Origin of the sequence: Massilia sp. CT11-108 (assembly GCF_047302915.1) — a bacterium.
Classification (GTDB): Bacteria; Pseudomonadota; Gammaproteobacteria; order Burkholderiales; family Burkholderiaceae_D; genus Telluria; species Telluria orientalis.
In genome coordinates this window covers 1-24,547 of the sequence record NZ_JBKYMO010000008.1, presented here as the reverse complement: position 1 = coordinate 24,547, position 24,547 = coordinate 1, and the positions used below count along the sequence as shown (strand labels likewise).

24 protein-coding genes and 1 pseudogene are annotated in these 24,547 nt (G+C 66.3%); 20 read left to right on the top strand and 5 right to left on the bottom strand.

The window, feature by feature from the left end:
• Nucleotides 1-38: 38 nt before the first annotated feature.
• The 3 genes from ACEN88_RS02130 (at nucleotide 39) to ACEN88_RS02120 (ending at nucleotide 3,014) form a co-directional block, all read left to right on the top strand.
• On the top strand, nucleotides 39-1,367 hold the full coding sequence (locus tag ACEN88_RS02130; RefSeq protein ID WP_413337169.1) for an MFS transporter: 1,329 nt from the start codon (nucleotides 39-41) through the stop codon (nucleotides 1,365-1,367).
• A 63-nt stretch (nucleotides 1,368-1,430) separates the two neighbouring features.
• Nucleotides 1,431-2,171, top strand: coding sequence for a 3-oxoacyl-ACP reductase FabG (fabG, locus tag ACEN88_RS02125; RefSeq protein WP_413337168.1), 741 nt, complete (start codon nucleotides 1,431-1,433; stop codon nucleotides 2,169-2,171).
• A gap of 51 nt (nucleotides 2,172-2,222) precedes the next feature.
• The gene (locus tag ACEN88_RS02120) at nucleotides 2,223-3,014 is read left to right on the top strand and encodes an SDR family oxidoreductase (protein ID WP_413337167.1); all 792 of its coding nucleotides are present in this window, start codon (nucleotides 2,223-2,225) and stop codon (nucleotides 3,012-3,014) included.
• 85 nt (nucleotides 3,015-3,099) lie between these two features.
• Here the strand turns inward: ACEN88_RS02120 and maiA are convergent, their stop codons facing one another.
• From maiA to hmgA, 3 genes are read right to left on the bottom strand one after another with little or no spacing between them, the layout of a single operon-like run.
• Nucleotides 3,100-3,744 carry a maleylacetoacetate isomerase gene (gene maiA / locus ACEN88_RS02115; RefSeq protein ID WP_413337166.1) on the bottom strand — a complete coding sequence of 215 codons (645 nt, stop codon included), beginning with the start codon at nucleotides 3,742-3,744 and terminating at the stop codon, nucleotides 3,100-3,102.
• A gap of 3 nt (nucleotides 3,745-3,747) precedes the next feature.
• Nucleotides 3,748-5,052, bottom strand: coding sequence for a fumarylacetoacetase (gene fahA, locus ACEN88_RS02110; protein WP_413337165.1), 1,305 nt, complete (start codon nucleotides 5,050-5,052; stop codon nucleotides 3,748-3,750).
• A gap of 2 nt (nucleotides 5,053-5,054) precedes the next feature.
• Nucleotides 5,055-6,365 (bottom strand): homogentisate 1,2-dioxygenase, encoded by a 1,311-nt coding sequence (gene hmgA / locus ACEN88_RS02105; RefSeq protein ID WP_413337164.1) that lies wholly within the window; start codon nucleotides 6,363-6,365, stop codon nucleotides 5,055-5,057.
• A 111-nt stretch (nucleotides 6,366-6,476) separates the two neighbouring features.
• Here hmgA and ACEN88_RS02100 point away from each other — a divergent pair, with 111 nt between their 5' ends.
• On the top strand, nucleotides 6,477-7,379 hold the full coding sequence (locus ACEN88_RS02100; protein WP_413337163.1) for a LysR family transcriptional regulator: 903 nt from the start codon (nucleotides 6,477-6,479) through the stop codon (nucleotides 7,377-7,379).
• 6 nt (nucleotides 7,380-7,385) lie between these two features.
• On the opposite strand, the gene ACEN88_RS02095 is transcribed toward ACEN88_RS02100, so the two are convergent.
• Nucleotides 7,386-8,309, bottom strand: coding sequence for a LysR family transcriptional regulator (locus tag ACEN88_RS02095; RefSeq protein ID WP_413337162.1), 924 nt, complete (start codon nucleotides 8,307-8,309; stop codon nucleotides 7,386-7,388).
• A gap of 95 nt (nucleotides 8,310-8,404) precedes the next feature.
• Here ACEN88_RS02095 and ACEN88_RS02090 point away from each other — a divergent pair, with 95 nt between their 5' ends.
• Genes ACEN88_RS02090 through ACEN88_RS02080 form a run of 3 tightly spaced genes read left to right on the top strand, consistent with a single transcriptional unit; the run spans nucleotide 8,405 to nucleotide 11,298 of the window.
• A complete protein-coding gene (locus ACEN88_RS02090) occupies nucleotides 8,405-9,367 on the top strand; it encodes an MBL fold metallo-hydrolase (protein ID WP_413337161.1) in 963 nt (320 codons plus the stop codon).
• Nucleotides 9,368-9,379: 12 nt separating this feature from the next.
• Nucleotides 9,380-11,071 (top strand): FAD-dependent oxidoreductase, encoded by a 1,692-nt coding sequence (locus ACEN88_RS02085; RefSeq protein WP_413337160.1) that lies wholly within the window; start codon nucleotides 9,380-9,382, stop codon nucleotides 11,069-11,071.
• Nucleotides 11,068-11,298, top strand: coding sequence for a DUF2783 domain-containing protein (locus ACEN88_RS02080; protein ID WP_413337159.1), 231 nt, complete (start codon nucleotides 11,068-11,070; stop codon nucleotides 11,296-11,298). The genes ACEN88_RS02085 and ACEN88_RS02080 overlap by 4 nt, the downstream gene beginning before the upstream one ends.
• Nucleotides 11,299-11,341: 43 nt before the next feature.
• On the opposite strand, the gene hpaR is transcribed toward ACEN88_RS02080, so the two are convergent.
• Nucleotides 11,342-11,839: a homoprotocatechuate degradation operon regulator HpaR gene (hpaR, locus tag ACEN88_RS02075; RefSeq protein WP_413337158.1), complete on the bottom strand. Its 498-nt coding sequence runs from the start codon at nucleotides 11,837-11,839 to the stop codon at nucleotides 11,342-11,344.
• A gap of 110 nt (nucleotides 11,840-11,949) precedes the next feature.
• Between hpaR and ACEN88_RS02070 the strand changes: the two genes are divergently transcribed.
• From ACEN88_RS02070 to ACEN88_RS02010, 13 genes and pseudogenes are all read left to right on the top strand, one after another.
• A complete protein-coding gene (locus tag ACEN88_RS02070) occupies nucleotides 11,950-12,177 on the top strand; it encodes a hypothetical protein (protein WP_413337157.1) in 228 nt (75 codons plus the stop codon).
• Nucleotides 12,120-12,518 carry a fumarylacetoacetate hydrolase family protein gene (locus tag ACEN88_RS02065; protein WP_413337156.1) on the top strand — a complete coding sequence of 133 codons (399 nt, stop codon included), beginning with the start codon at nucleotides 12,120-12,122 and terminating at the stop codon, nucleotides 12,516-12,518. Before ACEN88_RS02070 ends, ACEN88_RS02065 begins: the two co-directional genes overlap by 58 nt.
• Nucleotides 12,515-13,264, top strand: a complete 750-nt coding sequence (locus ACEN88_RS02060) for a fumarylacetoacetate hydrolase family protein (protein WP_413337155.1) — start codon at nucleotides 12,515-12,517, stop codon at nucleotides 13,262-13,264. The genes ACEN88_RS02065 and ACEN88_RS02060 overlap by 4 nt, the downstream gene beginning before the upstream one ends.
• Nucleotides 13,265-13,267: 3 nt before the next feature.
• Complete coding sequence (gene hpaE, locus ACEN88_RS02055; protein WP_413337154.1) at nucleotides 13,268-14,731, top strand: 5-carboxymethyl-2-hydroxymuconate semialdehyde dehydrogenase; 1,464 nt, start codon at nucleotides 13,268-13,270, stop codon at nucleotides 14,729-14,731.
• Between the two features lie 22 nt (nucleotides 14,732-14,753).
• Complete coding sequence (gene hpaD / locus ACEN88_RS02050; RefSeq protein WP_413337153.1) at nucleotides 14,754-15,602, top strand: 3,4-dihydroxyphenylacetate 2,3-dioxygenase; 849 nt, start codon at nucleotides 14,754-14,756, stop codon at nucleotides 15,600-15,602.
• An 8-nt stretch (nucleotides 15,603-15,610) separates the two neighbouring features.
• Entirely contained in the window at nucleotides 15,611-16,006 is a 396-nt protein-coding gene (locus tag ACEN88_RS02045; protein ID WP_413337152.1) for a 5-carboxymethyl-2-hydroxymuconate Delta-isomerase, read from the top strand.
• A gap of 17 nt (nucleotides 16,007-16,023) precedes the next feature.
• On the top strand, nucleotides 16,024-16,827 hold the full coding sequence (gene hpaH, locus ACEN88_RS02040; RefSeq protein WP_413337151.1) for a 2-oxo-hept-4-ene-1,7-dioate hydratase: 804 nt from the start codon (nucleotides 16,024-16,026) through the stop codon (nucleotides 16,825-16,827).
• A 9-nt stretch (nucleotides 16,828-16,836) separates the two neighbouring features.
• Nucleotides 16,837-17,631 (top strand): aldolase/citrate lyase family protein, encoded by a 795-nt coding sequence (locus ACEN88_RS02035; RefSeq protein WP_413337150.1) that lies wholly within the window; start codon nucleotides 16,837-16,839, stop codon nucleotides 17,629-17,631.
• A 10-nt stretch (nucleotides 17,632-17,641) separates the two neighbouring features.
• On the top strand, nucleotides 17,642-19,096 hold the full coding sequence (locus tag ACEN88_RS02030; protein ID WP_413337149.1) for an NAD-dependent succinate-semialdehyde dehydrogenase: 1,455 nt from the start codon (nucleotides 17,642-17,644) through the stop codon (nucleotides 19,094-19,096).
• A 101-nt stretch (nucleotides 19,097-19,197) separates the two neighbouring features.
• A pseudogene (locus ACEN88_RS02025) lies at nucleotides 19,198-19,685 on the top strand (MFS transporter); the annotation flags it as partial.
• Between the two features lie 316 nt (nucleotides 19,686-20,001).
• On the top strand, nucleotides 20,002-21,627 hold the full coding sequence (locus ACEN88_RS02020) for a DUF1302 domain-containing protein (RefSeq protein ID WP_413337148.1): 1,626 nt from the start codon (nucleotides 20,002-20,004) through the stop codon (nucleotides 21,625-21,627).
• 43 nt (nucleotides 21,628-21,670) lie between these two features.
• Nucleotides 21,671-24,028, top strand: coding sequence for an efflux RND transporter permease subunit (locus ACEN88_RS02015; RefSeq protein WP_413337182.1), 2,358 nt, complete (start codon nucleotides 21,671-21,673; stop codon nucleotides 24,026-24,028).
• Nucleotides 24,029-24,041: 13 nt separating this feature from the next.
• Nucleotides 24,042-24,547, top strand: a 506-nt coding sequence (locus ACEN88_RS02010) for a WD40/YVTN/BNR-like repeat-containing protein (protein WP_413337147.1), incomplete at its 3' end; no start/stop codon positions are given.

Below are 24,547 nucleotides of genomic sequence, written 5' to 3'. Positions count from 1 at the left end.
CCGCGCAGAATAAAACAACGCCTATCCAAGGAGACATCATGAACCAGATTCCAAGCCTTTCCAACGAATTGCACCGACGAGCCACGAGGAAGGCGTTCCTGAAACTGATTCCGCTCATGTGCGCGATCTATTTCATGTCCTTTCTGGACCGCACCAATGTCGCACTCGCGAAAGTGCACCTGGCAGCCGACGTCGGTATCAGTGCAGCTACCTACGGCCTGGGCGCCGGCATCTTCTTCCTCGGCTACGCCCTGCTGGAGGTGCCGAGCAACCTCCTGGCGCATCGTATCGGCCCGCGCCGCTGGATTGCGCGGATCGCCGTATCGTGGGGCATCCTGTCCGTCGGCATGATGTTCGTCGCCGGCGAGCGGTCGTTCTACATCATGCGTGTCTTGCTGGGTATCGCGGAGGCCGGCCTGTTCCCCGCGTTGATGTACATGGTGACGCTGTGGTTCGGGACGGCTGACAGGCCGGTCGCCATCGGGTGGATCTACACCGCGCCGGCGCTGGCACTTCTCCTGGGAAATCCGATCGGTGGTGCGTTGCTGCAGCTGGATGGCCATGGCGGCCTGCATGGCTGGCAGTGGATGTTCCTGGTCGAAGGCATCCCGAGCATCCTGTTGGGCATGGTGCTGTATTTCAAGATGCCGGATCGCCCAAGTGAAGCTGCCTGGCTGAACAGGGATGAAGCGGCCGCGTTGGAGAACCAGGCGCAGGCCGACGTGCCGCAGCATGCCGAGTATTTCTCCAGCGACTGGGTGGCGGCGATCAAGCGTCCCACGACGATCCTCATCGGCCTGATCTACTTCCTGAACCAGGTCGCCTTCGTCGGCTTGTACTTCTTTGCCCCGGCAATGATCAGCCAGATGAAGATCGATTCTCCCCTGGTGGTCGGGTTGTTGTCCGCGAGCGTCGGCCTGGGCTTCCTGCTCGGCGTACTGGTACTGCCGCGCATTCATCGCCGCGTCGCCAGCGATTCGCGCTATCTGGGCGCGTTGAGTTTCGGACTGGTCCTTGGCGCAGCCGCCTTCATCCTGACTGCCAGCCTGGTGGGCAAGGTGCTGCTGCTCGCCGTGACCGCCTTCTTTGCCGGCGGCGTCCTCCCGTCCTATTGGAGCATCGCGATGAAGCGTCTCAGCGGAATCCAGGCCGCGGCCGGACTGGCCTTCATCAACACGGTCGGCTTGCTGGGCGGTTTCGTCGGCCCCTATCTGTTCGGTATGGCGGAGTCGGCGACGGGACGCAGTGAATCGGGCTTCCTGGTGATCCTGGTCGCCGCCATCCTGGGGCTGCTGCTGGTGCCGCTGTTGGCCATCGCGTTCGCCAGGGAGTCCGGCGTGGCGGTCGGATTGGAGGCTCGTGCTTGAGCCATTGAAAGCGGGAGCGTCGCCGTTCGGCGACCTGCCAATGATTGAAAACCGAGGAATACGATGAAACTATTTGACAACGTCGCCATCATCACCGGCGCGGCCCAGGGTATCGGCAAGGCGACTGCCCTGAAATTCGCACGGGAAGGCGCGACTGTTATCGCGTGCGACCTGGATGCGGCGGGCGTTGCCGCCGTGGCTGCGGAATGTCGCGCCGGTGGCGGTACGGCGGAAGGCTACGCGGTGGATGTCACCTCGCGCGACGACATCGAAACGCTCGTCCGATTCATATGCAAGAAATACGGACGGATCGATACCTTGGTCAACAATGCCGGCATTACCCGCGACGCGCGCCTGCAAAAGATGACCGAGCAACAATTCGACGACGTCATCGACGTCAACCTGCGGGCCGTCTTTTTCTTGTCGCAGGCAGTGGCGGACTGCATGGCTGCCATAGGGAAGGGCGTGATTCTCAACGCGAGCTCCATCGTTGGCATCTACGGCAACTTTGGTCAAACCAATTATTCAGCGGCAAAGTTCGGCGTCATCGGCTTCACGAAGACGTGGAGCCGAGAGCTGGGCCCCAAGGGCATCCGTGTCAATGCGATCGCTCCAGGTTTTGTGGAGACGCCGATGATCGCCACGGTGCCCGACGAGGTCCTGGACAAGATGCGCAGCCAGGTTCCTCTGCGGCGCCTGGGCCGGCCGGAAGAAGTCGCCAATCTGTACGCCTTCCTGGCGTCCGACGACGCCAGTTATATCAACGGTGCCGTGATCGAGGTCTCCGGCGGACTCGTCATCTAGTCGTTTCATGCGGCCTGGCGGTCCAGGCGTTCTTAAAACAACCATACAGCCATGAAGACTTTTCAACTCTTGAAACCTCAAGCGGGACTGCGGGTATTCATCTCGGGCGCGGCTGCCGGCATCGGCGCTGCCGTTGCCGAAGCATTCCTGGAAGCGGGGGCCGCCGTTTTTGTGTGTGACGTCGACCCCGTGGCGCTGCGGTCGATACAGGCGCGACATCCCGGCTGTTTCACCGGCTTGGCCAATGTCGCCAAGGCGGACGAGGTCGAGCACGTCATCGCGCAAGCGCTTGCGAGGCTTGGCGGCATCGATGTCCTGATCAACAATGCCGGCATCGCCGGCCCTACCGCGGCGGTCGAAGACATCGCCACCGGAGATTGGGAAAGAACGATCGACACCAACTTGAACAGCCAATTCTATTTCTTGAAGCACGCCGTCCCGGCACTCAAGCAATCCTCCGATAACGCAAGCATCATCGCCATCTCGTCGGTGGCCGGCAGGCTCGGCTACCCCTATCGTACTCCGTATGCCTCGACGAAATGGGCCATCATGGGGTTGATGAAATCGCTCGCGATGGAGCTGGGGCCGGTGGGAATCCGCGTCAATACCATCCTGCCCGGTGTCGTCGAAGGCCCCCGCATGGACGGCGTGATCGCGGCGCGGGCACAGGCACTTGGCGTCACCGTCGACGAGATGCGAAACGAGTATTTGAAGAAGATCTCGTTACGCCGCATGGTGACGGCGCAGGACGTTGCGGCGATGGCGCTGTTCCTCGCTTCACCGGCCGCGGCGAACATCACGGGGCAGTCGATCAGTGTCGATGGCAACGTCGAGTATTTGTGACCGGCCCTGACACCATGCAACGATGCGGCCGCGACGCCGTCCGGCCCGATCACGGGCTGAACGGAGCACACTGGTAACGGCGAGCCTACTGCGCGTCCGCCTGCCGCTCCGGCCGCGCAGCGGCAAACGCGGCCAGTTCCTCGCACCGTTCCGCGATCGCGACCACGGTCGGGTAGGGCGCCAGATCGCATTCGAAGCGGCGCGCGTTGTACAGCTGCGGCACCAGGCAACAGTCGGCGATCGTGGGCGTGTCGCCGTGGCAGAAGCGGCCCGTCCCCGGATCGCGCGCCAGCTGCGTCTCCAGCGCCTGCAGGCCCAGCGCGACCCAGTGGCGGTACCATGCGCCTTTCTGTTCGGCCGACACGCCCAGCTCGTCGCTCAGGTATGTCAGCACGCGCAGGTTGTTGATCGGGTGGATGTCACACGCGATGGCCTGCGCGAGCGCCCGCACGCGTGCGCGGCCGCGCGAATCCGGCGGCAGCAGCGGCGGCTGGGGATGCGTTTCGTCGAGGTATTCGATGATCGCGAGCGACTGCGTCAGCAGCATGCCGTCGTCTTCCAGAAGCGGCACCAGATGCGATGGATTGAGGGCGTCATAGGCGGCGCTGAACTGCTCGCCGCCGTCTTTCACCAGGTGCACGGGCGCCATCTCGGCCGCGATGCCCTTGAGGTTCAGCGCGATGCGCACGCGATAGGCCGCCGAGCTGCGAAAGTAGGTATGCAGTTTCATGCGTCACCTCGCCGGCAGCACGGTGCCCGACGCTTCGCCGAAGCCGATGCGCGGACGGCCGGGGGCGGCGGCCCAGCCGCGCAGCACGATGCGGTCGCCATCGTCGATGAACACGCGCTTCTCGCCGTTCGGTAGCAGGAGCGCCTGCTTGCCGCCGACGGTCAGCTCCAGCAGCGAGCCCGCTTCCGCGGCTTCCGGACCGGACTGCGTGCCGGAGCCGAGCAGGTCGCCCGGGTTCAGCGCGCAGCCGTTGACGGTGTGGTGCGCCATCAGCTGGGCGACGGTCCAGTACGAGTGACGGAAGTTCGACTGCGACAGGCGTGCCGGGGCCTCGCCATTGCGGCGCATGGTCTCGGTCTCCAGCAGCACTTCGAGTTCGATATCGAGGCCGCCGCGCGCGCGCAGGTCGGCGTAGTCGAGATAGGGCAGCGGCTGCGGATCGGCGGCGTCGCGCTGCCACGCGGCGCGGTAGGGTGCCAGCGCTTCCAGCGTGACGATCCACGGCGAGATCGTCGTCGCGAAATTCTTCGACAGGAAGGGCCCCAGCGGCTGGTATTCCCAGGCCTGCACGTCGCGTGCCGACCAGTCGTTCAGCAGGCACAGGCCGAACACGTGTGACTCGGCCTGGTCCGCTGGAATGGGAGCGCCCTGGTCGTTGCCGGGGCCGACGAAGATGCCGACTTCCAGCTCGTAATCGAGACGCTTGCACGGGCCGAAGCTCGGTTCCGCATCCGTGGGACCGCGCGTCTGGCCGCGCGGACGTGTGAAGGTCTGGCCCGAGACACCGATGGTCGATGCGCGGCCGTGGTAGCCGATCGGCACCCATTTGTAGTTCGGCAGCAGCGGGTTATCGGGACGGAACAGGCGGCCGACCGCGGTCGCGTGGTGGATCGACGTATAAAAGTCGGTGTAGTCGCCGATGCGGGCCGGCACCGCGTATTCCGCGTCCGCTTGCGCCACCAGCAGTTCCGGGCGCGGCCTGGCGCCACTGCGCAGGAGGCGCGACAGCGCGAGGCGCAGCGCGGACCACGCCTGCGGGCCGGCCGCCATCAAGTCGTTCAGGCTGTCCCGCGCAGCCAATACGGCGGCGGCGCGCGCTTCCTTGCCCGCATCGTCGAGCGCGTCGCCCAGCGCGGCCAGGTCGACGATCCGGTCGCCGATTGCGACGCCGCCACGGAAGGCCTGGGCGCTGCCGCGCGGACGGAACACGCAGAACGGCAGGTTCTGGATCGGGAAATCGGTGTCCGGCGTGTTGGCCGAATCGACCCAGCTGGCGAGCGACGGATCGTGGGTTTCGTTGAGTTGCATGATTACGCCTTATTCGGATTGAAGAGCTTCTTGAAGCCTTGCCAGCACTGGAAGTAATCCGGCTGGATCTGCGGCGAGGACAGGGCGTACGCGGTCGGACGGATGACGTCGCGCGTCTCGAACATGAAGGCCATCGTGTCGTCGACTTTCTGCGGGGAGCGCGTGTCGATGTCGCTTGCTTTCGTGAACGTGGGTTCGTCCGGACCGTGGCCGCTCATGCAGTTGTGCAGGCTGGCGCCGCCGGGACGGAAGCCGGAGGACTTGGCGTCGTACTGGCCGTGGATCAGGCCCATGAATTCGCTGGCGACGTTGCGGTGGAACCAGGGGGGGCGGAACGTGTCCTCCGCCGCCAGCCAGCGGGGCGGGAAGATCACGAAGTCCAGGGTGTCGACGCCGGGGGTGTCGGACGGCGCCTGCAGCACGAGGAAGATCGACGGGTCCGGGTGATCGTAGCTGATCGAGCCGATGGTATTGAAGTGACGCAGGTCGTACTTGTACGGCGCGTAGTTGCCGTGCCAGGCGACGACGTCCAGCGGCGAGTGGCCGATCGAAGCAAGCCATAGATTGCCGCCGAATTTCGCGACCAGCTCGAAATCGCCTTCGCGATCTTCATACGCGGCGCGCGGCGTCAGGAAGTCGCGCGGATTGGCGAGACCGTTCGAGCCGATCGGGCCCATGTCCGGCAGGCGCAGGAAGGCGCCGAAGTTTTCGCAGATGTAGCCGCGCGCCTCGCCATCGGGCAGGCTGACCTGGAAGCGCACGCCGCGCGGGATCACGGCGATTTCCTGCGGCTCGATGTCGATCACGCCCATCTCGGTCGCGACGTGCAGGCGGCCCTGTTGCGGCACGATCAGCAGTTCGCCATCGGCGCTGTAGAAGTAGCGGTGGCCCATGTCGCGGTTCGCGGCGTACAGGTGGATCGCGCAGCCGCTTTGCGCGGCCGGCGACCCGTTGCCGGCCATCGTCACCCAGCCGCCGATGAAGTCGGTGGGCACCTGCGGCATCGGCAGAGGATCCCAGCGCAGCTGGTTCGGCGGGGCGGCGACGTCGTCGAAGCCGCCGGCGATGCGGCCGTTGTCGATCTGTTTGAATGGCTGGTGCATCGCTGACGGGCGGATGCGGTACAGCCAGCTGCGCCTGTTGGCGGCGCGCGGCGCGGTGAACGCGGTGCCGGACAGCTGCTCGGCATACAGGCCGTACGGCGCGCGCTGCGGGGAATTCTGGTGGGCGGGCAGGGCGCCCGGCAGTGCCTCGGTGGCGAATTCGTTGCCGAAGCCGGACTGGTAGCCGGCGTGGTCTTGGGTAAGGCTCACGTTGTCTCCTGTGCTGGACGTTGCGTACAGGGACAATGTAGTGCAGTCGCGTGGATTTTACGATATAAATGGAAAAATTATGACTATTTCCAATGTAAATGGGGTGCCCGGATGGAGCTGCGCGAACTGGATCTGAACCTGCTGGTGGTCTTTCATGAAGTGTTCCGCGAGCGCCAGATTTCCGGCGCGGCGCGCCGGCTGAAAGTGACGCAGTCGGCCGTCAGCAATGCGCTGGCGCGGTTGCGCCGCAGCGTCGGCGACGAGCTGTTCGTGCGCACGACCGAGGGGATGCAGCCGACGCCGTACGCGGAGCGCATGTCCGAGCAGGTGGCGGCCGCGCTGGGCCTGATGGAGCAGGCGCTGCGTCCGGAGCAGGCGTTCGATCCGGCCACGAGCCGGCGCCGCTTCACGATCGCGATGACGGACGTCGGCGAGATGTATTTCATGCCGCGGCTGGTCGAGGTCTGTGCGCAGTTGGCGCCGCAAGTCGACATCGCGTCGGTGCGGGCCGGCCTCGTCGACCTGCGTACGGAGATGGAGGCGGGCCGCGTCGATCTCGCCATCGGCGCGTTCGCCGACGCCCCGGCCGTGCTGTATCAACGCCGCCTGTTCCGTCAGGCGTACGTGCACCTGTTCCGGCGCGGCCATCCGCTGGCGGGAGAGACGCTCGGCATGAAGCGCCTGGGCGGAGTGCGTCACCTCGTCGTGACGTCGATGGAAAGCCCGTACGACGCCATCAACGAGGCGCTGGCGCGGGCCGGGATCGACCTGGCGGCCAGCTTCAGCGTGCCGCACTTCGCGGCCGTACCGTACATCGTGAGCACGACGGACCTCGTCGCGACCGTGCCGCAAAAGCTGGCCGAGCGGGCCGCGGCGCCGTTCCAGCTGGAGGCCGTGACATCGCCGCTCGAGCTGCCGGCGCTGCAAACGAATATGTTCTGGCACCGGCGCTACAACCAGGACGAGGGCAACCGCTGGCTGCGCACGCTGGTTGCCGAGCACTTCGCCGAGTGATCGTTTTCACTCCGGGTGCGTGTCGAACGTCTCCTTGACGAGCCGGCGCAGCCACGTGTTCGCCGCATCGTGCTGGAAGCGCGGATGCCAGTGCTGGCGGATCGCGAACGGCGGCACGGCGACGGGCGTGTCGACCATGCGGATGCTGTTATAGCCGGCGAACTTGGTCGCCAGTTCGCGCGGCACGGTCGCGATCAGCTGCGGATTCTGCTCGATGATCATCGGCACCGTGAGGAAGTGCGGCGTCGTGAGATAGATGCGGCGCGGGCCGGCCAGCTCGTCGACCACGGCATCGTACGCATCCTCGATGCGCCCCGACATCGACACGACGATGTGTTCCAGCGCGAAGAACTGCGCGCGCGACAGCACGTCGCCGATGGCGCGGTTTCTCCGGTTGACGATGGTGACGAAGGAGCGGGTAAACAGCTGCTGCTGGTACAACCCCTCCGGCATCGCGTGCAGCGACCCGAGCGCCAGGTCGGCCTCGCCGCTTTCCAGCGCGTCGGGCACCCGGTCCATCGGCAACTGCAGCGTACGCAACGTGCAGCCGGGGGCCGCCCCGCGCAGGCGGGAAATCAGCCGCGGCAGGAAGATCAGTTCTCCCATGTCGGTCAGGCACAGCGTGAAGGACCGTCGGGCGACGGTCGGATCGAAGCCTTCGCGCACCAGCAGTTCGCCGCGCACCGTGCCCATCACGTTCAGGATGGGCTGCCGCAGTTCCAGCGCCCGCGGCGTCGGCTGCATGCCGCTGCCGGTCTTGAGGAACAGCGGATCCCCGAAGAAGGCGCGCAGGCGCTTCAACGCGTGACTGACGGCGCTCTGCGACATGTTCAATTCCTCGGCCGCACGGCTGACGTTGCCGATGCGAATCAACGCATCGAATACGGGCAGCAGATTGAGGTCGAGGTCCGCGTTATGTATGGTGTTCATAGTGGTTATCGACGTTACCCGATTTACGGATAATACGGCAACTCGTATCGTCTGCCTACCGACAACAAGCTCGGCATCATCGAGGAGATTGCATCATGGCAGAAAAAAAATTCGCTTCGCAAGCGGACCTGGAAGAGAAGAAGACCAGCTTCATCAAGCTGTCGGACAACGCCTATGCCTACACCGCGGAAGGTGACCCGAACTCGGGCGTGATCATCGGCGACGACGGCGTGATGGTGATCGACACCACCGCCACGCCGATCATGGCCCAGTCGCTGATCAAGCATATCCGCAGCGTCACGGACCTGCCGATCAAGTACGTCGTGCTGACCCACTACCACGCCGTGCGCGTGCTGGGCGCATCGGCCTACTTCCAGGAAGGCGGCGAGCAGATCATCGCATCGCGCGGGACCTACGAACTGATCGCCGAGCGCGGCGAGCAGGACATGAAATCGGAGATCGAACGCTTCCCGCGCCTGTTCGCGGGCGTCGAATCCGTGCCGGGCCTGTCCTGGCCGACGATGGTGTTCGAAAAAGAGATGACGATCTTCATGGGCAAGCTCGAAGTGCGCCTGGCGCACATCGGCATGGGCCACACGAAGGGCGACACCATCGCCTGGATCCCGTCGCAGAAGATCTGCTTCTCGGGCGACCTGGTCGAATTCGACGCCGCCGCCTACACGGGCGACGCCCAGCTGGAAGAGTGGCCGGCCACGCTGGAAGCGCTGCGCGCCCTCGGCGCCGAGAAGCTGGTGCCGGGCCGCGGTCCCGCCCTGGTCAACCCGCAGGAGGTCAACGCCGGCATCGACTACACGAAGGATTTCGTCACGACGCTGCTGGATTCCGCGAAGGAAGCCGTGGCCGCCAGGATGACCTTGAAGGAAGCGATGGCGCACACGCGCAGCAAGATGGATCCGAAGTTCGGCCACGTGTTCATCTACGAGCACTGCCTGCCGTTCGACGTGACGCGCGCCTACGACGAGGCCAGCGGCATCAAGCATCCGCGCATCTGGACCGCGGAGCGCGACAAGGACATGTGGCACTCGCTGCAGGCCTGACCGGGAGTAGACATGGATATCGACTACCAACGGTGCGTATTCGACTACGCGCCAGCCACCGGCGACGCCAGGCGCCATCCGGTGATCGTCGTCGGCGCGGGCCCGGTCGGGCTGGCCACGGCGATCGACCTGGCGCAGCAGGGCATCCCCGTCGTGCTGCTGGACGACGACAACAAGCTCTCCGCCGGTTCGCGCGCGATCTGCTTCGCCAAGCGCACCCTCGAGATCTTCGACCGCCTGCAATGCGGCGAGCGCATGGTCGACAAGGGCGTCAGCTGGAACGTCGGCCGCGTGTTCATGCGCGACGAAGAGGTCTATGAATTCAACCTGCTGCCGGAACAGGGCCACCAGCGCCCGGCGTTCATCAACCTGCAGCAGTACTACGTGGAAGGCTACCTCCACGAACGCGCGCAGGAACTGCCGAATATCGACCTGCGCTGGCGCAGCAAGGTCGTCGGCCTGCTGCAGCATCCGGACCACGTCGTGCTGACCGTCGAGACGCCGGACGGCGAATACGTGCTCGAAGGCCAGTACCTGGTCGCCGCCGACGGTGCCAAGAGCGCGACGCGCCGCCTGCTGGGTCTGGAAAGCCACGGCCGCGTGTTCCGCGACCGCTTCCTGATCGCCGACGTCAAGATGACGGCCGACTTCCCGACCGAGCGCTGGTTCTGGTTCGATCCGCCGTTCCACCCGGGCCAGTCGGTGCTGCTGCACCGCCAGCCGGACGACGTCTGGCGCATCGACTTCCAGCTCGGCTGGGATGCCGATCCCGTCGCGGAAACACAGCCGGAACGCGTCATCCCGCGCATCCAGGCGCTGCTCGGGAAGGACACGCAGTTCGAACTGGAATGGGTCAGCATCTACACGTTCTGCTGCCTGCGCATGGACGACTTCCGCCACGGCCGCGTGCTGTTCGCGGGCGACTCGGCCCACGGCGTCTCGCCGTTCGGCGCCCGCGGCGCCAACAGCGGCATCCAGGACGCGGACAACCTGGCCTGGAAGCTGCGCCTCGTCATCGAAGGCAAGGCGCCCGACGCGCTGCTCGACACGTATGCCCGCGAACGCGAGTATGCGGCCGACGAGAACATCCTGAACTCGACGCGCGCCACCGACTTCATCACGCCCAAGAGCGCGGTGAGCCGGCTGTTCCGCGACGCCGTGCTGCAACTGTCGAAAGAGTTCCCGTTCGCCCGCAAGCTGGTCAACAGCGGCCGCCTGTCGATGCCGTCCGTGTATGGCGACACGGCGCTCAACACGCCGGACAGCGATGTGTTCAGCGCGGCGATGCGTCCGGGTTCGCCGGCCTCGGATGCGCCGGTGCGCATGCAGGGCGCAGCGGACTGGCTCCTGTGGCAGACGGGGAATGAGTTCACCGGCCTGTATTTCGCCGGCGCCGAGAACGATGCCGGGACGCTGCGCGAGCTCGAGATGCTGAGCGGCGAACGCATTCCCGTGCAGACGCTCGTCGTGGCCCCGGCCGGCCAGGCGCAGCCGGGCATGCTGGAAGACGTCGATGGCGTGCTCGCCGCACGCTACGACGCCAGGCCAGGGACGCTGTACCTGCTGCGTCCCGACCAGCACGTGTGCGCCCGCTGGCGCTACGTCGACACGGCAGCGGTCCGCGCGGCCGTGGCGCGTGCCACCGGCAACGCGGCGGCGCCGCACGCCATTCCTCAAACCGAACGCCAGGTGGAGCACGCATGAACGCCCGAACCGACACGCTGCTCAACGTCGAGCCGAACATCGCCGACCACGATGCCTTCTACGAGATGCTGGTGGACACGCACCAGGACCTGGACGACGGGCAGAGCAAGATGCTCAACGCCCAGCTGATCCTGCTGCTGGCGAACCACATCGGCGACCTGCAGGTGCTGCGCGCAGCGTTCGCGATTGCACGGCGCAATGTGGAGGCGCCGTCTCCGCAGCAATAACGCGGCACGAGGCCCCGCCACGCGCGGGGCGTTTCCTTGCGCGCTACTTCATCAGCCGCGCGATCTCCTTGTCGACGGCGCGCCGATCCGGCAGCTCGACCTGCCGGATCGCTTCCCGGTCCGCGTCGACAAACCTGTCCAGCACGGAAAAGACCTCCGCGATCAGCGCCGGCCCGAACGCCTGTTCGAGGTTGCGGTACTGCTGCGTGATCAGGGGGCTCAGCGTGTCGACGATCTTCTCGCCCAGCTTCGTCATGCGCACGGTCACGCGGCGCTGGTCTTCCTCCATGCGCGTGCGCACGATCAGGTCCATGTCTTCCATGCGCGACAGCACGCCGGTCAGGCTCGGACCGAGGATCACGCATGTCTCCGAAATCTCCCGCTGTTCCAGCTCGCCCGCGTCGGCAAGCACGCGCAGGATGCGCCATTGCTGCTCGGTGAGCCCGAAGTGCGTGATGATGGGACGGAACTGGCCCAGCAGGACTTCCCTGGCTTTCAGGAACATGTTGGGCAGGTTGCGATACTCGATTTTCTTGACCATGGCCGTATTGTAGTCGATCCCTCGCCCGACACGCTGCGCGAAAAACCGGTTGACTCGTTAACATCTTAATGATTAACATCTTAATGAATTTTCGCGAAGGAGACAATCTCATGCAATTCATCCGGGATAGCGTCGCGCCCACGGCCACCGTGTACGGCGTGGTGCTGAACGACAGCGCGTCGGCGAGGGCGCTCGGCGACCTCGATGCCGCGCCCTACAAGGGGGCGCCCAGGGCGCCGGTGTTGTACATCAAGCCGGCCGGCTCATCACGAGGCCGATCGTGGCGCCGCGCGATGCGCTGGATGCCGTGGCCGGCATCGTGCTGGCGGCGGACCTGAGCCTGCCGCACGCCAGTTACTACCGCCCGGCGATACGCGAGAAATGCTTCGATGGCGCGCTCCCGCTGGGCACCATCCATCCGCTGCGCGACCTGTCGCGCGTGGCGCTGGGCATCGACATCGACGGCTGCGTGGCGGATGGCTGGGCGCTGTCCAGCCTCCTGCGCGATCCGGCGCAGCTGCTGGCCGACGTCACCGAATTCATGACCCTGCGCGCCGGTGACGTGCTGCTGGTCGGCGTGCGCTACGGCGCCCCGCGCGCCCATATCGGCAGCCGCGTGCGCGTGTCGGCCCACGGCCTGGGCACGCTGGCATTCACGATCGAAGGAGGCGCACGATGAAACACGGACGCATCGCCTTCGAGGGCGCCATCCACGACGTGACCCACGCCGCCGACGGGCGCGTGCGCCTCGCCGACGGCCGCCGGCTCGACGAAGACAAGGTGGCGTGGCTGGCGCCGATCGAGGCCGGCACCGTCTTCGCACTGGGCCTGAACTACGCCGACCACGCGAAGGAACTCGCGTTCAAGGCGCCGGAGGTGCCGCTGGTCTTCCTGAAGGGGACGAACGGCATCGTCGGCCACCGCGCGTCGACGCGCCGGCCGGCCGACGCGAGCTACATGCACTACGAGTGCGAGCTGGCCGTCGTGATCGGCAAGCAGGGCTACCGCGTCCCGAAGGAGCACGCCTACGACATCGTGCGCGGCTATACCGTCGCCAACGACTATGCGATCCGCGACTACCTCGAAAACTGGTACCGCCCGAACCTGCGCGTGAAGAACCGCGATGGCTGCACGCCGCTGGGGCCGTGGCTGGTCGACCGCGCCGACGTGCCCGACCCGATGAATCTGAAGCTCACGACGCGCGTCAACGGCATGACCACGCAGCGGGGCACGACGGCCGACATGATCTTCGACATCCCGACGCTGATCGAATATCTGTCCTCGTTCATGACGTTATACCCCGGTGACGTGATCCTGACCGGCACACCCGAAGGTCTCGCCGACGTGAAGGCAGGCGACGTCGTCGAGACCGGGATCGAGGGCATCGGCACGCTCGTCAACACCATCGTCCAGGACAAGGAGTAAACCATGACCCAACACGTACAACACCTGATCGGCGGGAAGCTGGTCGACAGCCGGGATGCGTTCGACACGATCGATCCGGCCACCGGCGAGGTGCTCGCCACCGTCGCCAGTGGCGGGCAGGCGGAGGTCGACCTTGCCGTCGCCGCGGCCAGGGCGGCGTTTCCCGGCTGGGCCGCGACGCCCGCCAGGGAGCGCGGCCGGCTGCTGCGCAAGCTGGGCGACCTGATCGCCGCGAACGTGCCTGAACTGGCCGAGCTGGAGACGCGCGACTGCGGCCAGGTCATCGGCCAGACGAAGAAGGCGCTGATCCCGCGCGCCGCCGACAATTTTTATTATTTCGCCGAACTGGCCCAGCACCAGCACGGCGAAACATATGACTCCGACACGGGCCACCTGAACTACACGCTGTGGCAACCGGTGGGCGTGTGCGCGCTCGTCTCGCCGTGGAACGTGCCATTCATGACCGCGACGTGGAAGACGGCACCTTGCCTCGCGCTCGGCAACACGGCCGTGATGAAGATGTCGGAACTGTCGCCGCTGACCGCGAGCCGCCTCGGCGAACTGGTACTGGAAGCCGGCATTCCGCCGGGTGTGTTCAACGTCGTCCACGGTTTCGGCCACACGGCGGGCGAGCCGCTGATCGCGCATCCGGACGTGCGCGCGATCTCGTTCACGGGGTCGACCGCCACCGGCAACCGCATCGTCAAGGCGGCCGGCCTGAAGAAATTCTCGATGGAGCTGGGCGGCAAATCGCCTTTCATCATCTTCGACGACGCCGACTACGAGCGCGCGCTCGACGCGGCGATCTTCATGATCTTTTCGAACAACGGTCAGCGCTGCACGGCGGGGTCGCGCATCCTCGTGCACGACAGGATCTACGACAAGTTCGTCGCCGACTTCGCCGGCCGCGCGGCACGGCTGAAGGTGGGCGATCCGCTCGATCCGGACACCATCATCGGGCCGCTGATCAGCCGCGGCCACTGGGACAAGGTGACGGGCTACATCGAGCTCGGACAGCGCGAGGGCGCGCAGCTGGTCTACGGCGGCGGCACGCCCGACGTTGCCGCCCACCTCAAGGGCGGCAACTGGGTGCAGCCGACGGTGTTCGCCGACGTCGACAACCGTATGAAGATCGCACAGGACGAAATCTTCGGACCCGTGCCCTGCATCATCCGCTTCAAGACGGAAGAAGAGGCCGTGCGCCTCGCCAACGACACCGTGTATGGCCTGTCCTCGTACCTGTGGACCGAGAACACGGGCCGCGTGATGCGCATGGCGAAGGCCATCGAAGCGGGCATGACGTTCGTGAACAGCCAGAACGTGCGCGACCTGCGCCAGCCGTTCGGCGGCGTCAAGGCGTCCGGCACGGGCCGCGAGGGCAACCACTACAGCTACGAGGTGTTCTGCGAGGCGAAGAACGTCGCCATCTCGTACGGCAACCATCCCATCCCGCGCTGGGGCGTCTGACACAACGAAGGAGGAGACCGACATGGGCAAACTCGCACTCGCGGCCAAGATCACGCACGTGCCGTCGATGTACCTGTCCGAGCAGGACGGACCGCACAAGGGCTGCCGCCAGGCCGCCATCGACGGCCACAAGGAAATCGCGCGCCGCTGCCGCGCACTGGGCGTCGACACGATCGTCGTGTTCGATACACACTGGCTCGTCAACAGCGGCTACCACATCAACTGCGCACCGCGTTGGGAAGGCATCTACACCAGCAACGAACTGCCGCACTTCATCAAGAACCTGCCGTACGCGTACCACGGCAATCCACAGCTGGGCAAGCTGGTCGCGGACACCGCGACGCGGGCCGGGGTGCACACCCGCGCCCACGACGACACGAGCCTCGGCCTCGAATACGGCGCGCTGGTACCGATGCGCTACATGAACGGGGACAAGCGTTTCAAAATCGTTTCCGCGGCGGCGCTGTGCATGGCGCACAACCTGCCGGACAGCGTGGAATTCGGCCGTGCCGTCCGCCGCGCGATCGAAGTGGAGTACGACGGCACCGTGGCGATCTTCGCCAGCGGCTCGCTGTCGCACCGCTTCGCGCAGAACGGCGTGTCCGAGCAATTCCTGCACAAGGTCTGGGATCCATTCCTCGAAACGACCGACCGGCACGTCGTCGAGTTGTGGAAGAACGGCGACTGGAAGACCTTCTGCGGCATGCTGCCCGAGTACGCGACCAAGTGCCACGGCGAAGGCTTCATGCACGACACCGCGATGCTGCTCGGTGCCCTCGGCTGGGACGACTACGAAGGCAGGGCGGAGATCGTGACGCCTTACTTCGGCTCGTCCGGCACCGGGCAGTTGAACGCCATCCTGCCCGTGTGAGGCATGCGATGCCACACCTCACGTTCGAGTGCACCGACAACATCTACGACGAGGTCGCGCTGCCCGCGCTGCTGAAGCGGGCCAACGACGTCCTCATCGCCCAGGGCGGGGTCTACCCGACGGGCGGCATCCGCTCGCGTGCCATCCGGCTGCTGGACTGGTGCGTGGCCGATGGCAGCCAGGACGACGCGTTCGTCCACGCCACGCTGAAGATCGGCAGCGGCCGGTCGCCTGAAACGAAGCAGCGGACCGGCGACGCGCTGTTCCGCCTGATGACGGAACACTTCGCCGACCTGTACGCCCGGCGTGGCCTGGCGCTGTCGCTGGAAATCGCCGAGTTCAGCGAAGCCGGCACCTGGAAGCAGAACAACATCCACGCGCGCTACAAGAAGCCCGCCGCGTGACACGGAAGGAGACCAACATGCTCGACCAAACCACCATCGAACACGCCGCCTGGCGCCTGCACGAAGCGGAGAAGAGCCGCCGCCAGGTGCGCCAGATCTCGCTCGACCATCCCGACATCACGATCCCCGACGCGTATGCGATCCAGCGCGAGTGGATCAGGCTGAAACTGGCGGAGGGCCGCAGGATCATCGGCCACAAGATCGGCCTGACGTCGCGCGCCATGCAGATGTCGTCGCAGATCGACGAACCGGACTACGGCACGCTGCTGGACGACATGGTGTTCAAGGATGGCAGCGACATCCCGTGCGACCGCTTCATCGATCCCATGCTCGAAGTGGAACTGGCGTTCATCCTGAAGGACCGCCTGGCCGGCGAACACGTGAGCATGCTCGACGTGCTGTCGGCCACCGATTACGTGATCCCGGCCGTCGAGATCATCGACGCGCGCTGCCACCGCATCGATCCGGAGACCGGGCGCCCGCGCAAGGTGATGGACACCATTTCCGACAACGCCGCCAACGTCGGCATCATCATGGGCGGCCGTCCGATCAAGCCGATGGACGTCGACCTGCGCTGGATCGCGGCGCTGTTGTACCGCAACGGCGTAATCGAGGAAAGCGGCGTCGCGGCAGGCGTGCTCAATCACCCGGCCAACGGCATCGCGTGGCTGGCGAAGAAATTCGCGCCGTTCGACGTGGCGCTGGAACCGGGGCAGGTCATCCTCGCCGGCTCGTTCACGCGCCCCGTCAAGATCCGTCCGGGCGACACCTTCCACATCGACTACGGCACGCTGGGCGCGATCGGCGCACGCTTCGTGTAAGGAGGCCGCATGGACATGCCACGCAACCTCTTCAAACGTGCGCTCGCCGCGCGCGAGCAGCAGATCGGGCTGTTCCTCGGGATGGCCGAGCCGTACGTCGCCGACCTGGTGGCCGGCACGGGCTTCGACTGGCTGCTGATCGACGGCGAGCACGGTCCCAACGACCTGCGCATCATCATCGCCCAGCTGCAGGTGCTGGCCGCGTACCCGGTGCGGCCCGTCGTGCGCACCCGCGACCACGACCCGGGCGCCATCAAGCAGTTGCTCGACGCCGGCGCGCAGACGCTGATGGTGCCGATGGTGGAGACGGCCGGACAGGCGCAAGCGCTGGTCCGCGCGATGCGCTATCCGCCGCACGGCATCCGCGGCGTCGGCACGGCGATGGCGCGCGCGGCACGCTGGAACGGCGTCGCAGATTATGTCGCGCGTGCCGACGACGAGCAATGCCTGATCGTGCAGATCGAGTCGCGTGCCGCGCTGGACGGCCTGGCCGCCATCCTCGACGTCGACGGCGTCGATGCCGTGTTCGTGGGACCGTCGGACCTGGCGGCCTCGCTGGGACACCTCGGCAATCCAGGCCACCCCGAGGTCAGGGACGCCGTCGCCCGCGCCATCGGCCAGATCGCCGCCGCGGGCAAGGCTGCCGGCGTGTTCTCGGCCGATCCGGCGCTGGCGGCAAGCTATCGGGACATCGGCGCGAGTTTCGTGCTCGTCGGCGTCGACGCGCTGTTGCTGCGCAATGCCGCCGTCGCGCTGGCCGCGCGTTTCAAGGCAGACGGCGTCAAGGCCGGCGCCGCATATTGAAAGGAATCCCATGCTCGAACTGAACGATCCGGCGCTGCTGCGCCAGTCCTGCCTCATCGGCGGCGCCTGGGTGGACGCCGACGAAGGCGCCACCGCGCCCGTCGTCAATCCGGCCGACGGCACCACCATCGCCAACGTGCCGTTCTGCGGCGCCATCGAGACCCAGCGCGCGATCGCGGCGGCCGATACCGCGTACCAGACGTGGCGCGACACGACGGCGGCCGAACGCGCCCGCATCCTGCGCCGCTGGCACGACCTCGTGCTGGCCAGCCAGGACGACCTGGCCGCGATCATGACGGCGGAGCAGGGCAAGCCGCTCCCCGAGGCGAAGGGGGAGATTGCCTACGCGGCCGCGTACATCGAATGGTTTGCCGAGGAAGCCCGGCGCGCGTACGGCGAGGTGATCCCGTCGCCGGCACGCGACCGCCAGCTGGTCGTCACGCGCGAACCGGTCGGCGTGTGCGCCGCCATCACGCCCTGGAACTTCCCGGCCGCGATGGTCACGCGCAAGGTGGCGCCGGCGCTCGCCGCCGGCTGCACGATCGTGTTGAAACCGGCGCAGCAGACGCCGTTGTCGGCGCTGGCGCTGGCCGAACTGGCCGTGCGCGCGGGCGTGCCGCCCGGCGTGTTCAGCGTCGTGACGGGCAAGGCGAGCGCCATCGGCGGCGCGATGTCGTCAAGCCCCGTCGTGCGCAAGCTGAGTTTCACGGGCTCGACGCCGATCGGCATCCACCTCATGCGCGCATGCGCGGACACGGTCAAGAAGCTGTCGCTGGAACTGGGCGGCAACGCGCCGTTCATCGTGTTCGACGATGCCGATGTCGACGCGGCCGTCGCCGGCGCCATCGCGTCCAAATACCGTAACGCGGGCCAGACCTGCGTGTGCAGCAACCGCTTCCTCGTGCAGGACGGTATCTACGACCATTTTGCCGGGAAGCTGGCAACCGCCGTCGGCCTGCTCAAGGTCGGCGACGGCCGCGACGACGGCGTGACTGTCGGTCCGCTGATCGACGACGCGGCCGTGGCCAAGGTCGAGGAACTGGTCGGCGACGCGCTCGGCAAGGGCGCGCGCGTGCTGGCCGGTGGCCGCCGTCATGCGCTGGGCCGCAGCTGGTACGAGCCCACGGTGCTGGCCGACGCCACGCAAGCGATGGCGGTGGCGAAGGAAGAGATCTTCGGACCGGTCGCGCCCCTGTTCCGCTTCACCGACGAGTCCGAGGCCATTGCGCTGGCCAACGACACCGAATATGGCCTGGCGGCGTACTTCTATACGAAGGACCACGCGCGTGCCTGGCGCGTGTCGCGCCGCCTGGAATACGGCATGGTCGGCGTGAACACGGGGCTGATCTCGACCGAGGTTGCGCCGTTCGGCGGCGTCAAGTCGTCCGGCATCGGCCGGGAGGGATCGCGCCACGGGCTGGAGGAATACATGGAACTGAAGTACGTCGCCATGGGCGGACTCTGACGCTGCACTCATGGCGTTCATAACAGGTATGAGCGCTATGAGATTGTCACATACCTCATGCGCTCCTGCCATGGATTCCATAATAAAATCCGGAGACACGCATGGCTCACGCTACCGCCCGAGCGAACGGGGGGCCGTTTGCAACCGCCGACGGCACCGACGACGCGCTCTACCGCAAGATATCCCGCCGCATCATCCCGTTCCTCTTCATCTGCTACGTCGTATCCTTCCTCGACCGCATCAACATCGGCTTCACGGACGCCATGTACGGCCTGGGTGCCGGCGTGTTCTACGTCGGCTACGTGCTGTTCGAGGTGCCCAGCAACCTGCTGCCGGCGAAATACGGCGCACGCAAGACGTTCGCGCGCATCATGCTGTCGTGGGACGCCGCTTCCGTCGCGATGATGTTCGTCGCGAGCCCGACCAGTTCTATCTGCTGCGCTTCCTGCTCGGCGTGTTCGAAGCCGGCTTCTTCCCCGGCATCGTGCTGTACCTGACCTACTGGTTCCCGCCGCGCCGGCGCGCGTCCGTCATGTCGATCTTCTTCGCCGGCGTGATGGTCGCGGGCGTGCTGGGCGGCCTGTATTCGGTGATCCCGAATGCGATCGGCGCGCTGGCACTGCTGTCGACGGCGACCGTGCTGCTGTTCGCCGCGATGCCGATCTTCTGGGCGATCCCGGCGTCGCACCTGTCGGCCGAGGCGCGCGCGAGCGGCATCAAGACGGCCACCGGCAGCATGGACAACGCACTCCACATCCTCGGCGTCCTCATCGTGCCGGGCGTGAGCGGCGAATTGCCAGTTTTCGATACCGGCGCCCGAAACACCACCATTAGGATGCATCGTACCCCGGCAGCCGCCGGCATCGACAGCGAACCACAACATGCATAACAAGACGGGAAACAGGATGACAACCAAACAGACGCGCGCAGCACTCGCCGTGTTCCTTGCCTGGGCCGGCGCAGCCCAGGCGGCCACGTTCCAGTCCGGATCGATTTCCGGCTCCTTCGATTCGACGGTCACGGCCGGCATCGGCATCCGCGCCCAGAAGCAGGCCTGCACGCTGGTCACGGCCGGCGCCACGGGCGACGGCGCACCGGCCGGCTGCCTGGCGCCGACCAGCGGCCTGGGCGACCAGGGGGACCTGAACTACGACCGCGGCGACGCGTTCACCACGTACCTGAAGGGCACGCACGACCTGCTGCTCAAGCTGCCGGACGACTGGAAATTCCTCGGCCGCGTGAGCTGGATCCGCGACTTCGCGTCGACCCGCACCACCGGCCACGCCAGCGCCGCGAACCCGCCGGACGTAGGCTCGCTGACCGATTCGGCCGCAAAAGACCTGCGCTTCAAGGCGCGCCTGCTCGACTTCTGGGTCAGCAAGGAATTCTCGCTGGGCGAGGAACGCGCCCGCGTCCGCGTCGGCAACCAGGTGATCAGCTGGGGCGAAAGCCTGTTCCTGCCGGGCGGGATCAACCAGACGAACGCGCAGGACATCATGCGCCTGTCGCAGCCGGGTACGCAGCTGAAGGAAGTGTTCCTGCCGGCGCCCATCGCCAGCTTCGCCACGGGCCTCGGCCACGGCCTGAACTTCGAGGGCTATGTCCAGGCCAACTGGAACGACAACTACTTCCCGCCGACCGGCAGCTACTGGTCGGTCGCGAACGGCCTGGGCAAGGGCTATGCGGAATATGGCTTCGCGAAGCACGAGGCGAAGAACGGCGGGCAGTACGGCGCGTCGCTGCGCTGGCAGCCGGAAGGCACGTCGCTGAACGTCGGCTTCTATGCGATGCGCTACCACGACAAGGCGCCGCAGCTCAGCGTCGCGAATGGCCCGGCATGGGTGTTCCCGGAAGGCCGCACGCTGTACGGCATCAGCGCCAACTTCCCGGTCGGCGACTGGTCGATCGGCACCGAGCTGTCGTACCGGCCGAAGGATCCGGTGGCGCTGAACCCGGCGGCGAGCGGCTGCAGCTACAACCGCGGCAACTGCTACGTCGACGAGAAGAAATTCCAGTGGCACGTGACGGGCATGCTGAGCCTGACGCCGAGCGAATACGGCGGCATCCTCAAGGCGCTGGGCGGTGCCGATACGGCCACCCTCATGGCCGAAACCGTCGTCGTGCGCTACCCGCACCTGAAATCGATGTACGGCGCCGATCCCGTCGCGGCAGGGCTGTGGGGCTGGGGCCAGGAGTTCAACGCCGCGGGCACGCCGGAATCCGTCGGCACGAAGACGTCGTGGGGCTATAACGTCGACTTCAGCTGGGTGTACGACGGCACCATCGTGCCGGGCTGGCAGGTGGTCCCGGAGATCTACTATTTCCAGGCCGTGAACGGCCGCACGCCCAACACCATGGGCCTGTTCATGAACGGCGCGAAGTCCGCCAACCTGACGCTCACGTTCATGCGCAATCCGGCCACGTGGCAGTTCGCCGTGAACTATGGCCGCTTCTGGGGCGGCGAGCGCGTGTTCGACCAGCCGCTGCGCGACCGCGGTTTCGTCGGCGCCTACGTCTCCCGTAACTTCTGAAGGGAGCGTCATCGTGTCCACGTCACCCGGCACGCCCGGCCGCCTGCCGCGCCTGTTGAAATCCCTGGAAGACGCGTGCTTCCGCTGGCGCACGCCGTTCCTGCTCTGGCTCGCGCTGTTCACCGCGGCGATGGGGTATTTCGCCGTGCAGCTGCGCATGGAGGCCGGCTTCGAAAAGCAGCTGCCGATCGGCCATGAATACATCACCACGTTCCAGAAATACCGCAACGACGTGCTGGGCGCGAACCGCCTGAACGTCGTCGTCAAGGCGCGCCACGGCACGATCTGGACGGCGCCGGGCCTGAAACGCCTGTTCGACGTCACCCAGGCCGTGACTTACCTGCCCGGCATCGACCGCCTCGGCGTGCAGTCGCTGTGGACGCCGAACAGCTTCGTCAACGAGATCACGGAGGAGGGCTTCCGGGCCGATCCCGTGATCGCCGGGACGATCACGCCCGAGCTGCTGACGCCGGAACTGATCGCGGACATCCAGCGCTCGACGAACCAGGGCGGCTTCGTCGGCACGCTGGTCTCGCGCGACCAGACCAGCGCGATGATCATCGCCGAGCTGGCGGAGGTCGACAAGGACGGCAACAAGATCGACTACGTCCAGTACAACCACCTGCTCGAGCAGCAGCTGCGCAAAAAATTCGAGGACAAGGACTTCGAGATCCAGATCATCGGCTTCGCCAAGCAGATCGGCGACATCGCGGACGGCGCCCGGTCCGTGCTGCAGTTCTGCGTCGTCGCGCTGCTGCTGACCGCACTGGCGGTGTACTGGTATTGCCGCTCCGTGCGTTTTACCCTGCTGCCCATCGTCTGTTCGCTGACGTCGCTCGTCTGGCAGTTCGGTGCGCTGAAGCTGCTCGGCTTCGGTCTCGACCCGCTGGGCGTGCTGGTGCCGTTCCTCGTGTTCGCGATCGGCGTGTCGCACGGCGTCCAGCAGATCAACTTCATCATGCGCGAGCTCTCGCACGGCAAGACGACGGAGCAGGCTGCCCGCGCGAGCTTTACCGGCCTCCTGATCCCCGGCGTGCTGGCGCTGGTGACGGCGTTCGTCTCGTTCATCACCCTGATCCTGATTCCGATCCCGATGGTGCGCGAACTGGCGATCACCGCGTCGCTGGGCGTGTTCTTCAAGATCACGACGAACCTCGCCATGCTGCCGATCGCCGCGTCGTACTTCACGTTCACGAAGGAATATGCGCAAAAGGCCATGGAACAGCGCGAGAAGCGTTCGAACTGGCTCCGTACGCTGGCACGCGTGGCCGAGCCGCGCAATGCGCTGGTCGTCATCGTGATCACCGCCGGCGTGTTCGGCCTGGCCGCCTGGGAGAGCCGCGACCGCGTGATCGGCACCCTGCAGCCGGGCGCGCCCGAACTGCGTCCGGAAGCGCGCTTCAACCAGGACGCCGTCGCCATCTCGACCGGCTACGACACGGGCCTCGACTGGCTGACGGTGATCTTCGAGGCGCCGCCGGGCTCCTGCGAGAACGTCGCCATCGGCACCTACCAGGACAAGTTCGTGTGGGCCCTGCAGCATACGCCGGGCGTGCTGTCCGTGAGCTCCTACGCGGGCCAGCTGCGCAGCTACAACGAAGGCTATAACGAGGGCAATCCGAAGATGGCCGTCGTGCCGATCGACCCGGCCAACTATGCGTCGCTGTCGACCGAGATCGGCCGGGTGCGCGGGTTCATGACCAAGGATTGCAGCATGACGGCCGTGCACCTGTTCCTGGCCGATCACAAGGCGACGACGATCAACCGCGTGATCGCGGCGGTGAAGCAGTTCCGCCAGGCGAACGTGCTGCCGGGCGTGACGATCCGCCTCGCGTCGGGCAATGCCGGCGCACTGGCCGCCGTCAACGAGGAAGTCGAGCACAGCGAGCTGCCGATGATGCTGTACGTGTACGCCGCAATCGTGATCCTCGTCGCCGTCGTCTACCGCGACTTCCGCGCCGTGCTGGCGTGCTGCCTGCCGCTGACGGTCGGCACGTTCATCGGCTACTGGTTCATGAAAGTGGAAGGCATCGGCCTGACGGTGGCCACCCTGCCGGTGATGGTGCTGGCGGTCGGCATCGGCGTCGACTACGCGTTCTACATCTACAACCGCCTGCAGCTGCACCTGTCGCAGGGGCAGGGCATCGTCAAGGCCATCGAGCACTCGATCCTGGAAGTCGGCACGGCGACGATCTTCACGGCGATCACGCTCGCGATCGGCGTCGCCACCTGGGCGTTCTCCGACCTGAAGTTCCAGGCCGACATGGGCAAGCTGCTCGCCTTCATGTTCATGATCAACATGGTGATGGCGATGACGGCGCTGCCCGCGTTCGCGGTCTGGCTGGAGCGCCTTTTCCCGCGCCGCAAGCCCGTGCAGGCACCCGGCATTCTTGCCCACTGATCGAGGAACCGACATGACACGCTTTTCTCTTTCCCTCGTACTGGCACTGGCAGCCGCCTGCGCGCATGCGGAAGGCACGACGGCGCCCGCGCTCAGGCAGCAGCCGGCCGTGCCGACCGCGTACGCCGGCGAAGCCACCATCCTCGGCGCGACGCATGCCGGCGCGCGCATCGTCGGCGTCGGCGACTACGGCGTCGTGCTGCTGTCCGACGACCATGGCAAGACGTTCCGCCAGGCGCGCGCGGTGCCGGTATCGTCGACCCTGACGGCCGTGTCCTTCGCCGATGCGAAGAACGGCTGGGCCGTCGGCCACTGGGGCGTGATCCTGCGTACGTCCGACGGCGGCGAGACCTGGACCGTGCAGCGCAGCGACACGAACGAGGACCGGCCGCTGTTCGGCGTCCACTTCTTCGACGAGCGGGAAGGCATCGCCGTGGGCCTGTGGTCGCTGGTGCTGGCGACGCACGACGGCGGCGCCCATTGGGAACCCCTGACCCTGCCGGCGCCGCCGTCGTGCGT